This window comes from Georgenia subflava, from assembly GCF_009193155.1.
Lineage (GTDB): Bacteria > Actinomycetota > Actinomycetes > Actinomycetales > Actinomycetaceae > Georgenia > Georgenia subflava.
Genome location: NZ_VUKD01000003.1, coordinates 298,485 through 309,927, shown reverse-complemented (window position 1 = coordinate 309,927; position 11,443 = coordinate 298,485). Strand labels below are relative to the sequence as shown.

General features: G+C 73.9%; 14 protein-coding genes. 8 read left to right on the top strand and 6 right to left on the bottom strand.

Annotated elements, in window-relative coordinates:
* Positions 1-2 precede the first annotated feature (2 nt).
* Complete coding sequence (locus GD748_RS11495; protein ID WP_152195344.1) at positions 3-353, bottom strand: RNA polymerase-binding protein RbpA; 351 nt, start codon at positions 351-353, stop codon at positions 3-5.
* Positions 354-629: 276 nt separating this feature from the next.
* Here GD748_RS11495 and GD748_RS11490 point away from each other — a divergent pair, with 276 nt between their 5' ends.
* Genes GD748_RS11490 through GD748_RS11480 form a run of 3 tightly spaced genes read left to right on the top strand, consistent with a single transcriptional unit; the run spans position 630 to position 2,404 of the window.
* Positions 630-1,238 carry a biotin transporter BioY gene (locus GD748_RS11490; protein ID WP_152195343.1) on the top strand — a complete coding sequence of 203 codons (609 nt, stop codon included), beginning with the start codon at positions 630-632 and terminating at the stop codon, positions 1,236-1,238.
* A 3-nt stretch (positions 1,239-1,241) separates the two neighbouring features.
* Positions 1,242-2,021, top strand: a complete 780-nt coding sequence (locus GD748_RS11485; RefSeq protein WP_152195342.1) for an alpha/beta hydrolase — start codon at positions 1,242-1,244, stop codon at positions 2,019-2,021.
* Positions 2,018-2,404, top strand: a complete 387-nt coding sequence (locus GD748_RS11480) for a VOC family protein (RefSeq protein ID WP_152195341.1) — start codon at positions 2,018-2,020, stop codon at positions 2,402-2,404. The genes GD748_RS11485 and GD748_RS11480 overlap by 4 nt, the downstream gene beginning before the upstream one ends.
* A 73-nt stretch (positions 2,405-2,477) precedes the next feature.
* On the opposite strand, the gene GD748_RS11475 is transcribed toward GD748_RS11480, so the two are convergent.
* Positions 2,478-3,374, bottom strand: coding sequence for a TIGR03620 family F420-dependent LLM class oxidoreductase (locus GD748_RS11475; protein ID WP_152195340.1), 897 nt, complete (start codon positions 3,372-3,374; stop codon positions 2,478-2,480).
* A 54-nt stretch (positions 3,375-3,428) separates the two neighbouring features.
* Here GD748_RS11475 and GD748_RS11470 point away from each other — a divergent pair, with 54 nt between their 5' ends.
* The gene (locus tag GD748_RS11470) at positions 3,429-4,136 is read left to right on the top strand and encodes a hypothetical protein (protein WP_226921227.1); all 708 of its coding nucleotides are present in this window, start codon (positions 3,429-3,431) and stop codon (positions 4,134-4,136) included.
* On the top strand, positions 4,133-4,927 hold the full coding sequence (locus tag GD748_RS11465) for a putative protein N(5)-glutamine methyltransferase (protein WP_152195339.1): 795 nt from the start codon (positions 4,133-4,135) through the stop codon (positions 4,925-4,927). The genes GD748_RS11470 and GD748_RS11465 overlap by 4 nt, the downstream gene beginning before the upstream one ends.
* A gap of 110 nt (positions 4,928-5,037) precedes the next feature.
* On the opposite strand, the gene GD748_RS11460 is transcribed toward GD748_RS11465, so the two are convergent.
* From GD748_RS11460 to GD748_RS11445, 4 genes are all read right to left on the bottom strand, one after another.
* The gene (locus GD748_RS11460; RefSeq protein WP_152195338.1) at positions 5,038-5,937 is read right to left on the bottom strand and encodes an aminoglycoside phosphotransferase family protein; all 900 of its coding nucleotides are present in this window, start codon (positions 5,935-5,937) and stop codon (positions 5,038-5,040) included.
* 10 nt (positions 5,938-5,947) lie between these two features.
* Positions 5,948-6,487: a DinB family protein gene (locus GD748_RS11455; RefSeq protein ID WP_152195337.1), complete on the bottom strand. Its 540-nt coding sequence runs from the start codon at positions 6,485-6,487 to the stop codon at positions 5,948-5,950.
* 167 nt (positions 6,488-6,654) lie between these two features.
* A complete protein-coding gene (locus tag GD748_RS11450) occupies positions 6,655-8,937 on the bottom strand; it encodes an LLM class flavin-dependent oxidoreductase (RefSeq protein ID WP_152195336.1) in 2,283 nt (760 codons plus the stop codon).
* Between the two features lie 14 nt (positions 8,938-8,951).
* Positions 8,952-9,920 (bottom strand): LLM class flavin-dependent oxidoreductase, encoded by a 969-nt coding sequence (locus GD748_RS11445; RefSeq protein WP_152195335.1) that lies wholly within the window; start codon positions 9,918-9,920, stop codon positions 8,952-8,954.
* Positions 9,921-10,016: 96 nt separating this feature from the next.
* On the opposite strand from GD748_RS11445, the gene GD748_RS11440 reads away from it, so the two are divergent.
* The 3 genes from GD748_RS11440 to GD748_RS11430 are packed head-to-tail and all read left to right on the top strand — an operon-like array spanning position 10,017 to position 11,439.
* Positions 10,017-10,580, top strand: a complete 564-nt coding sequence (locus GD748_RS11440) for a MarR family winged helix-turn-helix transcriptional regulator (RefSeq protein ID WP_152195334.1) — start codon at positions 10,017-10,019, stop codon at positions 10,578-10,580.
* Positions 10,577-11,023, top strand: coding sequence for a helix-turn-helix transcriptional regulator (locus tag GD748_RS11435; protein ID WP_152195333.1), 447 nt, complete (start codon positions 10,577-10,579; stop codon positions 11,021-11,023). Before GD748_RS11440 ends, GD748_RS11435 begins: the two co-directional genes overlap by 4 nt.
* Entirely contained in the window at positions 11,020-11,439 is a 420-nt protein-coding gene (locus GD748_RS11430) for a VOC family protein (protein ID WP_152195332.1), read from the top strand. Before GD748_RS11435 ends, GD748_RS11430 begins: the two co-directional genes overlap by 4 nt.
* Positions 11,440-11,443 lie beyond the last annotated feature (4 nt).

Sequence of the window (11,443 nt, the reverse complement as noted above, 5' to 3'; positions counted from 1 at the left end):
GCTCAGGCGCTGCGACGACGGAGCTCGCCGCTGCGGAGCAGCGTCAGGCGCTCGTCGAGCAGGACCTCCAGGTCCGCGATGCTGCGACGCTCGAGGAGCATGTCCCAGTGGGTACGCGGTGGCTTGACCGGCTTCTTGGGCTCGGGCCGGGTGGCGTCACGCAGCAGCGCCTCCTTGCCGCACCGGCACTCCCAGACGGCGGGGAGCTCGGCGTCGACCGAGAAGGGCAGCGTGAAGCTGTGCCCGTCCGGACAGGTGTACTCGGCCTTGATCCGGGGGGCGAAGTCAACGCCCTCGTCCGACTCCATGCTGTTGGCGCCGATCTTCATACCGCGTAGTGAGCGTTCTGCCATGAGCATCTCCCTCGCTCGTGAGTGGTCCGGTGGCTGGTGCGCGCCGCCCGGATAGTGGGGGCACGTGGGCCCACCACCCGCTGTGTTTCCACCCTGTCCAACGCCGGCGGGTGCGCCGGTGTTCCATCGAGGACGCGGCAGTTGTGTGACATGGGTCTACCGCAGGTGCGGCGTGCGTGCACCCCGGGTGTGCCGGGTGGGACCCGTGAGACGCCACGTAGGCCCGGCGCCGGTGATGCGGCATGCTGGGCACGCCGAACCACCGAAGGAGTGCAGATGACCGCCGTCGTCCCCCTGCCCGCACCGTCCGCCCGCGCCGTGCTCGCCGACATCCTGCCCGGCGCCCGCGTGCGCGACACCGCGCTCGTCCTCGGCGGCGCCGCGTTCGTCGCCGCCGTCGGGCAGGTCGCCGTGCCGCTGCCGTTCACCCCTGTCCCGCTGACGCTCGGGACGTTCGCCGTCCTCCTCGTCGGCGCCGCGCTCGGACCGGCGCGCGGCGCGCTGAGCATCCTGGTGCTCCTGGCGGCAGGGCTCCTCGGTGCCCCCGTCTTCGCCGGTGGGGCCAGCGGGTGGGCGATGGCCTCGTTCGGCTACGCGCTCGGCTACCTGCCCGGGGCGGTGCTGCTCGGGCATCTCGCCCGGCGCGGCGCGGACCGCTCGCCGTGGCGCACCGCCGTCGGGGCCCTGTTCGCGAGCGCCCTGGTGTACGTGGTCGGGGTGCCGTGGCTCATGGTGTTCCTGGGCGTGGGGCTGGTCGAGGCGCTGGTCCTCGGGGTGCTGCCCTTCCTCGTCGGGGACGCGATCAAGGCCGTCGCCGCCGCACTGCTGCTGCCCGGCACCTGGGCGCTGCTCGGCGGGCGCGGGACCGTCACCGGCGGGCGCTGAGCCGTGGCACTGGTCCGCTGCGACTTCTTCTCCGAGGTGCTCGGCGTCAGCACATCGATGACAGTGATCCTGCCCCAGGCGTCCGAGGGGCAGATCGGCATGGCCGGTGCGGGGCCGGCCGGCGACGCCCCGGTGCTGTACCTGCTGCACGGGCTGAGCGACGACTGCACGATCTGGCTGCGCCGCACCTCGGTCGAGCGGTATGTCGCCGACCTCGGCCTGGCCGTCGTCATGCCCCAGGTCGACCGCAGCATGTACGTCGACGAGCACCACGGGAACCGGTACGGCACCTTCCTCACCGAGGAGCTGCCCGAGATCGTGCAGGGCTTCTTCCGGGTCTCCCCGGCCCGGGAGGGCACGTTCGTGGCGGGGCTGTCGATGGGTGGCTACGGGGCGATGCGCTGGGCCCTGTCCCGGCCGGAGCGGTTCGCCGCCGCGGCGAGCCTGTCCGGGGTGCTCGACGTCGCCGCGCTGCACGAGTCGGGGGAGCGCGACGAGCTCTACCGCCGGGTGTACGGGCCCGACCCGGTCCGGGGCACCGAGAACGACCTGCTGGCCCTGCTCGAGCGGGCGGATCCGGCCGCGCTGCCGGCGCTGTACGCCTGCTGCGGCACCGAGGACCCGCTCTTCGACGGCAACCAGGTCTTCGCGCAGAAGGCCGAGCAGGTCGGGGCACCGCTGACCTACACCACCGGCCCGGGCGAGCACGAGTGGGGCTACTGGGACGAGAAGATCCAGGACGTGCTGGCCTGGCTCCCGCTCCGGCGAGGGAGCGGCGCATGAGTCACGTCGCCCTGGTCAACGTGCTCGTCCGCGACTACGACGAGGCGATCGCCTTCTACACCCGCGCCTTCGGCCTCGAGCTCCTCGAGGACAGCCCGCAGGGCGGCGGGAAGCGGTGGGTCGTCGTCGGCTCACGCAGCCGCGGCGCCGGGCTGCGCCTCGCCGTCGCGAAGCCCGGGCAGCGCGAGCTCGTGGGCCGCCAGAACGGGGACGGCGTCGGCTTCTTCCTGCACGTGACCGACCTCGACGCCGTGCTGGCCGCCGCCCTGGGCCACGGTGCGGTGGCCACCGAGGAGGTCCGCGAGGAGCCGCACGGGCGGGTGGTCATCCTCGAGGACCTCTACGGCAACAAGTGGGACGTCATCGAGCCGCCCACGGGGTGAGGGAGCTTGGCGCGCGAGAGGCGAGGGCAGCCCGATCCCGTGCTCCGCGCACCGTGGGACCAGACGCGCGGCCTCACCGGCGAACGCTCCCGGGCGGGCCGGACGGGACGTCGCTGCGCAGTCCGAGCTCGCCCGCCAGCACCTCGAGCGCGGGGAGCGGATCCTCGCGCGCCGGCAGCATCTGGACGCAGACGTGGTCCGCTCCCGCATCGAGATGTCCCTGCACGGCGGCGGCGAGGTCGGCCGCGGTGCCGTGGGGAGCGAACGCGTCGACCGCGGCGTCCGTGGCGCCGTCGTCGAGATCGGCGGCGGTGAACCCGTGGGACTCGAGCGTGCGTCGGTAGTTCGACAGCGAGAGATACCGGGAGAGGAAGGTGCGGGCCGCGTCGCGTGCGGCCGCGGCATCGGTGGTCGGGACGAGCCGCTGCTCGGGTGCCACGATCGGGCCGGGACCGAGGATGTCGCGGGCGAAGCGTGTGTGCCCGGGCGTGGTCATGTACGGGTGGGTGCCGGCGGCGCGCTCGGCGGCGAGTGCGAGGGTGCGCGGCCCGAGCGCCGAGATCACGCGGCGGTGCGCGGGAACGCCCTCGGCGTCCAGGGTGTCGAGGTAGGAGACGAGCGCGGAGTACGGCTTGCGGTACCGGTCCCCGAGCGACTCGCGGTGCCCGATGCCGACGCCGAGCAGGAACCGCCCCGGGTGGTTCCGCTCGACGCGGTGGAACGATGCAGCGACCTCTGCCGCCGGGGACTTCCAGATGTTCACGATGCCGGTGGCGATCGTGAGGTTCTCGGTCGCATCGAGGAGCTGCTCCGCGATGGTGAGATCGGCGTCGGGGGAGCCGCCGATCCAGATCGTCCCGTACTCGAGCCGTTCCACCTCGGCGGCCGTCTCGGGCGTGAGCAGCGTTCCGCCCCGCCAGAGCCCGAGGCGGCCGAGCTCCGGCGTGACAGGAGACGATGACGTGGACACAGGTGCTCCAACCGGTAGGCGACGACGGCGCACATCGCGCAGTACCGTCCCAGCATGACGCTGACCGTGCCCCACCGCTTCCGCGGCCCGACGACCTCGGGCAACGGGGGCTGGGTGGCGGGCCGTCTCGCCGCGCTGGTCGGTCCGGGCGTCGTCACCGTCACCCTGCGCCGACCACCTCCGCTCGAGGAGGAGCTGGCGACGAGCGGCGACGAGGGCGACGGCGTCACTCTCGTCCACGACGGCGCGACGGTCGCCGAGGCGCAGCGCACGCCGGAGGAGTCCTTGGTCCCGGTCGAACCGGTCGACCCGGGCCGCGCCGTGGAGGCTGCGGCCGCGTACGGCGGCCGCGAACGGCACCCCTTCCCGGAGTGCTTCGTCTGCGGTCCCGCCCGCCGACCCGGTGACGGGATGCGCCTGACGCCGGGACGACTCGGCGACGGGCGGACCGCCTGCCTCTGGGTGCCCGATCCGGACCTCGCCGGCCGTTCGGAGATGGTCTGGGCGGCGCTGGACTGCCCGGGCGGGTGGGCGGCGCCGATCGAGGGCCGGCCCATGGTGCTGGGCCGGATGACCGCTCACGTGCGGGCGACCCCGGCGGCAGGGGAGGAGTGCGTGGTGATGGGACAGGTGCTCGGCGGCGAGGGGCGCAAGGTCTTCACCGCCACGTCCGTCTACGGCGAGGACGGTCGGACGCTGGGCGTGGCCCGCGCCACCTGGATCGTGGTCCCGCAGGCAGCGGCCGACGGGGCCGCCGGATGACCGATGCACCGGCCGCCGCGGCCGAGCGACGCCCCGACCTGGTGGGGCGGCTGCGGGCCGCCGGCTGCGTGTTCGCCGAGGACGAGGCACTGCTGCTGGTGGCCGCCGCGCGCACTGCGGGCGAGCTGGACGCCCTGGTGGCGCGCCGGATCTCGGGCGTCCCGCTCGAGCAGGTGCTCGGATGGGCCGAGTTCGGCGGCCTCCGCATCGCCACGGCGCCGGGCGTGTTCGTGCCGCGCCGTCGCACCGAGCACGTCGTCGCTCTCGCGGCGGCCGTCGCCCGACCGGGGGCGGTCGTCCTCGACCTGTGCTGCGGCACCGGTGCCATCGGCGCTGCGGTCGCCGCGCGGGCCGCGGGCATCGAGCTGCACGCCGCGGACATCGACCCCGTGGCGGTGGTCTGTGCCCGGCAGAACGTCGAGCCGTTCGGTGGCGCGGTCTACCTCGGTGACCTCTTCGAGCCCGTTCCCGTGGCGCTGCGGGGTCGGGTCGACATCCTGGTCGTCAACGCCCCGTACGTCCCGACGGCGTCGATCGCCCTGATGCCTCCGGAGGCCCGGCTGCACGAGCCACGTGCCGCGCTCGACGGCGGACCGGACGGCCTCGACGTGCAGCGCCGGGTCCTGGCTACGGCGGGGGAGTGGCTGGCGCCGGGTGGGCACGTGCTGGTGGAGACGAGCGCGCAGCAGGCCCGACGGACGGTCGAGGCCGCTGCGCGCGGCGGGCTCGACGCCCGCATCGAGACCTCAGGGCACCTCGGCGCGACGGTCGTTGTCGCCAGGTCGCGGTGATCGGCCCGCCCGGTGAGGCGGTGCGCCCGGTCGGTGTGGCTGGTCGCGGGTGGTGGCCGGACGGGAGTGACCGGTAAGCCGGAGCGGCCGGTCGGAGGCGGAGCGACGACTCAGCGACGGGTCTGCCCCGGCGCCGGCTCGAGCAGCGCCTCGAGTGTCCGCCGAGCCGTCTGGGCCATGGGTGGGTTGGTGTGCTCGTAGTAGGGCAGCGCCACGACCGCCTGGGCCAGCGCCCATCCACGCCCTCGCTCCCACATGGCGTCGTCGGCGCCGAGCCGCTGCCGGAAGGTCTGCCGTGCGGCACCGCGGAGCAGGTTCCACGCCGGCATGAGGTCGACGGCCGGATCGCCGACACAGACGGTCTCGAGGTCGATGACAGCCGCCAGCCGCCCGTCCCGGACGAGGAGGTTGCCGGGCATGAGATCGGCGTGCAGCCAAGACTCGACCGTCGGGTGCGGCGCGGTGAGGCTGCTCTCCCAGACCCGTCGGAGGTGCGCGGCGTCCACCAGGTGGCCGCTCCGCGCGAGTGCCTTCCGGACGGCGGCGTCCATGGTCGCCAGCGGTCCACCCCGGCTGCGGCCGTCCCACCGGCGCCCGTCGGTCGCGATGCCGTGGAGGGTGTCGACCACGGCGGCGAGGTCGCGGGCGAAGTGACTGTCCGCACCGACGGCTCTGGGGTCGGCCGGCGCGCCGGGGAGCCAGCGGTAGGCCGTCCAGGGGCCGGGGTAGCCCGTGCCCGGGGCGCCGAGCCCGAGGGGCTCGGGCACCGCCACCGGCAGCAGGGCAGCGAGCCGCCGGGCGTGGTCCTGCTCGCGACGGAGCTCGTCGACCAGGTCGGGAGCCGGCCGGAGGGGGAACCGCAGCACGACGTCGTCGCCGAGGCGGAACAGGGCGTTGACCGTGCCGTCCGAGGCGACCGGCCGGACCGAGAGGCGGCGCCACCGCGGGAACTGCTCCGCGACGAGGCCGGCCACGACCTCGACCGGGACATCCACCTGGCCGGTGTGCATCAGCGCTCGGCTACTCCCCGGTCTGCCCGTCCACCGACTCCCGGAGGAGGTCGGCGTGCCCGTTGTGCCTGGCGTACTCCTCGATCATGTGGCACACGATCCACCGCACGCTCGGCACCCGACCGTCGGCCAGGGCGAGTGCGGCGGGACGGTCCATGCCGCCGTCGCCGAGGGCACGCACGACCAGCGAACGGGATCTGGCCACGGAGTCGCGCCAGAGCTGGCGGAGGTCGTCGGGGGAGTCCTCGTCCGCCGAGTGCCAGTCCCAGTCGGGGTCGGTCGTCCAGTCCACCGTGTCCCAGGGCGGCCGCGGGTCCTGCCCGAGCAGACGCACGGAGAACCATCTGTCCTCGACATAGGCCAGGTGCTTGAGCAGCCCGCCGAGAGTCATGGGCGACGGCCCGACCGTCGAGCGCAGCCCGGTCTCGTCGAGACCGGAGCACTTCCACTCGAGAGTGTCGCGGTGGTAGTCCAGGAAGCCGAGGAGGGTCGCCGCCTCGTCGGCCGCCGTCGGCGGGTCGGTGCGTCCGTGGTCGTCCATGTCAGGCACGGACGCCGACACTACAGAGCGCCGAACCGCCCTGCCCAGAGGAACGCGGCCGTCACCGGGGTCACGGGGCGCCGCAAGGCGTCCCGCTCGTGCGACGGCGACGGCGACGGCGACGGCGACGGCGACGCCCTCGCACGAGCGTCAGCCGATGCCGCTCGTGCGGTGCGCTACGGCAGCACCGGTTGTTCGGCCGGGGCGATGGCGAAGTTGTCCCGGAAGACGTTGTCGGGGTCGTGGCGTCGCTTGAGCTCACGGAGCCGCTCGAGGGTGCCGGCCGGGTAGGCCTCGTGGACTCGCTCCGGGCGGGTGTCGGTCTCGAAGCTGACGTACAGGCCCGAGAAGTGGGGCCGCAGCGCCTCCCAGGCCTGGTCGAGCCGGGCACGGCTGGCGCCCATCGCGGCCACCGAGAAGTTCGCGGTGCGGTGCGCGAAGGCGGTGGCGTCGGGGGCGACGTCCGCCGTGGCGCCGCCGAGCGAGCGGATCTGGAAGAAGTAGGTCGCGCCGCTCCTGATGAGGCGTTCGGCCGCGGCGGCGAACTCGGGCGTGATGTGCTCGAGCAGGCCGCTGCGGCTGACCGGCTCGCCCTGACTGGCGTGCAGCGCCTCCGGCGGGCTGACGACGGCGGCGTAGGGGGCGATCTGGACCTGCTGACCGACGAGCGGTCCGATCGCGGCGAACGGCTGCAGCTGCTGCAGGATCGTGTCGGCGTCGTCGGAGTCGATCATCGTCATGGTCTGGGCCACGACCTGCTCACCGCGGGGCCGGCCCATGATCAGGAAGCTCGTCAGGTCACGCGGCGCGGCCTCGACCGCCGCCCCCCACCCGTGCAGGAATTCGGCGGTGTCGCCGGCGTCGTAGGCGAGCTGGGCGAACCCGACGTCGCCGACCTCGTCGACGACGAACTCCAGCGCCGTGACGACGCCGAAGCTGAAACCCGCACCGCGGACGGCCCAGAAGAGGTCCGGGTTCTCCGTCGCGCTCGCCCGCACGGACGTGCCGTCGGCGAGGACCAGCTCGGCGGCCCGCAGGTGGTCGATGGTCAGGCCGTACTTGCGGCCGAGGAAGCCGATGCCGCCGGCCGTCGCGAGACCGCCGACCCCGACGCCGCCGTAGTCGCCCGAGCTCAGCGCCCACCCGTGGGGCTGCAGCGCGGCGGCGACCTCGCCCCAGCGGGCGCCGGGCTCGATGCGCACGAGCCGCGAGGGCTCGTCGAGGATCTCGATCCGGTTCATCCGGGAGACGTCGATGATGATGCCGCCGTCGTTGGTGGAGCGGCCGCTGATGCCGTGGCCGGCGCTGCGGATCGACAGGGGCACGGGCTGGGTGCGGGCGAAGGCGAGGGCGGTGGCGACCTCGGAGCTGTCGCGCACCTGGAGCACGAGGCCCGGGGAGCCGCCGCGCATGTAGCCGGACCGCACGGTGGGGTAGCGGGCGTCGCCGGGCTCGACGGCGCCGCGCCGCAGGGAGGCGGGGACCAGGTCGTAGTCGATCTGGTCCCGGCGTGCGGCCCTGATGCGGATGCTGGGGATCTCGGCGACGCGGGTGCCGCGGGCTCCCCGCTCGGCGTCGACGGCCTCGCGCAGCGCCGGGGCGACCTCGCCGGCGAACCGGCGGAGATCGTCCGCGTCGTCGGTGGCGAGGATGATCGTGCCGGCGCCGTCCTCGACGACCAGGGGCAGGAGCTGCTCCACCCACTGTGCGGGCGGCCCGGCGAGCGGGCCGCGGCCCGTGGCCGGTCCGCCCGACGGGTCGGCGAAGCGGCCGGCGACGTTGACGATGCGGCGGATCTCGCGCGGGTCGCGACCGGCGGCGGTGGCGGCGTCGTCGATCACGGCGTTGCCGGCCGCGAGCGCCTCCAGGCCCGCCGTGCCGCCCGGGACCACCCAGCCGTCGGCCTGGCTCCCGGTCAGCCCGAGCATGCGGGGCCTGCCGCCGCCGACCCAGATCCCGATGTTGTGCGCCGGCGCCGGTCCCGAGGCGGCTCCCCGCAGCTCGTGGTGCTCGCCGGGGACCGTGATGGTGCCGTCGGCGGCCCAGATGCCCCGGATGACGTCGATGGCCTCGCCGAGCGCGTCGACGGCCTCGCCCGGCCGGAGCCGCGGGACGCCCATCGCACCCATGGCGTCCCAGAACGCGCCGGCGCCGAGCGCGAGCTCGACCCGGCCCCCGGACATCAGGTCCAGGCTCGCCGCGGCCCGCGCGAGGACGGCGGGCGGGCGCATGGGGACGTTGACCACGTTGGGGGCGAGACGGATGCGGGACGTCTTCGCGGCGACCCAGCTCAGCAGCGTCCAGGTGTCGTGGAACCGCGGCTGGTAGGGGTGGTCCTGGAACGTGACGAGGTCGAGTCCGAGCTGCTCGCTCAGTACGGCGAGCTCGACCGGTGCCTGCGGCCGGTCGTTGGTCGGTGTGATGAAGGTGCCGAGCTGCAGGGGGTGTCCGTAGTCCACTGTCCGTCCCCCGCTCAGCTCGCGGTCGGGGAGGTGGACGCGACGGCGTCGGAGTCGCGTCGCCGGGTGTCGGCACCGCGCTTGTCGGCACCGCGCTCGGCAGCCACGAGCTCGCGCAGCGCGGGCGCGACCTCCTGACCGAGGAGGGCGAGGCTGGTGGGGTCGTCACCGGTGATGATGTAGCCGCTGAACCCGAACTGCAGCGTGAGCGCAGCGAGCTGCTCCACCCACTGCTCGGGCGGGCCGACGAGCAGCCGCCCGCTCGCGGTCTGGGTGAACTGTCCGCTGATGTTGAGCAGGCGTCGGACGTCGCCGGGGGAGCGGCCCGCCTTGGCGGCGGCGCCGTCGATGATCTCGTTGGCGTCCGCGAGCTCCTGAAGGCTCTTGACGTAACCGAGCGACGGGAGCCAGCCGTCCGCCTTCCGGCCGGTCAGACGCAGCATGCGGGGCTTGTAGGCCCCGAGCCAGATGCCGATGTCGTGCGCCGGGGCGGGGCCGCGCTTGGCGCCGTCGAGGCGGTAGTAGGTCCCGTCGACCACGAGGCGCTCGCGGGTCGAGGTGTCCCAGATGCCGCGGATGACGTCGATCGCCTCGCTGAGCGCGTCCACGCCCTGGCCGGGTGTGAGCCGGCGTCCGCCCATGGCCTCGATGGCGTCCCAGAACCCGCCGGCGCCGAGGCCCAGCTCGAGGCGGCCGGCGGAGAGCAGGTCGAGGCTCGCGGCGGCCCGGGCCAGGACCGCGGGCGGGCGCAGCGGGAGGTTGGTGACGTTGGGTGCCACGCGGATCCGCTCGGTGGACGCGGCGATCCAGCTCAGCAGGGTCCAGGTGTCGAGGAAGCCCGGCTGGTAGGGGTGGTCCTGGAAGGTCGCCAGGTCCAGGCCGACCTGCTCGCTCAGCTGCGCCAGACCGACCACCTTCTCCGGTGCGGCGTTCGTCGGGGTGATGAACGACCCGAACAGGAGGTCGTGTCCGTAGTCCGGCATGTTCCTTCTTCCTCAGCGCCACAGATACGTTGCAGGACAGACGATATGTTGCCCCGACCTGTTGGACAACCACGGGTTGGTGGCTAGCATTCCGGCATGGGTAGCACGACGGGCGAGCACACCGACCGCGGACCCGATGACCACGGGCGTGGGCCGGATGACCACCGGCATGAGCCGGACGACTTCGGATGGTCCCTCGGCGCCCTGTTCCGCAGCTACCAGGAATCGGTGGCGGCGGCCCTGGCGGACGTCCCGCACGCCCACCGGGGCTACCAGATCCTCAGCGCCGTGGCGCGCGGCGACCAACCGAGCCAGCTCTCTCTCGCCGGGCATCTCGGGATCGACCGGACCGTGATGACGTACCTCATCGACGACCTCGTCGGTGCCGGCCTCGTCGAACGTCGCCCCGACCCGGCCGACCGGCGCCGGCGGAGGGTCGTGCTGACCCCGGCCGGCGCGCAGACCCTGACGGCGCTCGAGCGGCGTGTCCAGGTCGCCGAGGACGCCGTGCTCGGGCCGCTGACGGCCGGCGAGCGCGAGACCCTCTGCACGCTCGTGCGCCGGGTCGCCCGGGAGGACGTCGCGGCCCCGCACGCCGAGGCTCGCGGCGTCGAGGCTCGCGACGTCGAGGCCGACCCGGACGTACGATCTCGGGTGTGAGCGAGCCCGCACCCACGGAGCGCCTGCGCGACCTCGCGCTCCTGCGCCGTGTCCGCGACCGGATCGACCGGGAGTATGCCCAGCCGCTCGACGTCGAGGCGCTCGCCCGCGGCGTCCACATGTCTGCCGGGCACCTCAGCCGCCAGTTCAAGCTCGCCTACGGGGAGTCGCCGTACGCGTACGTGATGACCCGCCGGGTCGAACGCGCGATGGCGCTGCTGCGCCGCGGCGACCTCAGCGTCACCGAGGTCTGCTTCGCCGTCGGCAGCTCCTCGCTGGGCACCTTCAGCACCCGCTTCTCCGAGCTCGTCGGCATGTCGCCGAGCGAGTACCGCCGTCGGGAGGCGGGCGCGGCCGCGGGGATGCCGCCGTGCGTCGCGAAGCAGGTGACCAGACCGATCAGGAATCGAGAAGCGCCTGTCGGAGAGCCGCAGCTAGCGTGACCGTCATGGACATCACCATTCACCAGAGCTACCTCCCGCACACCGACCACGAAGCGTCCCTGGCGTTCTACCGCGACACCCTGGGGTTCGAGGTCCGCAACGACGTGGAGTACCAGGGCCTGCACTGGCTCACCGTCGGCCCGGCCGGACAGCCCGACACGGCGATCGTCCTGACGCCGCCGGCCGCGGACCCCGGGATCACCGACGACGAGCGCCGGACCATCGCCGAGATGATGGCCAAGGGCACCTACGCGGGCATCAACCTGGCCACCCCGGACCTCGACGGCACGTTCGAGAAGCTCCAGGCCGGCGACGTCGAGATCGTCCAGGAGCCGACCGACCAGCCGTGGGGCGTGCGCGACTGCGCGCTGCGCGACCCGGCCGGGAACATGATCCGCATCTTCGAGGTGCGCTGACGGC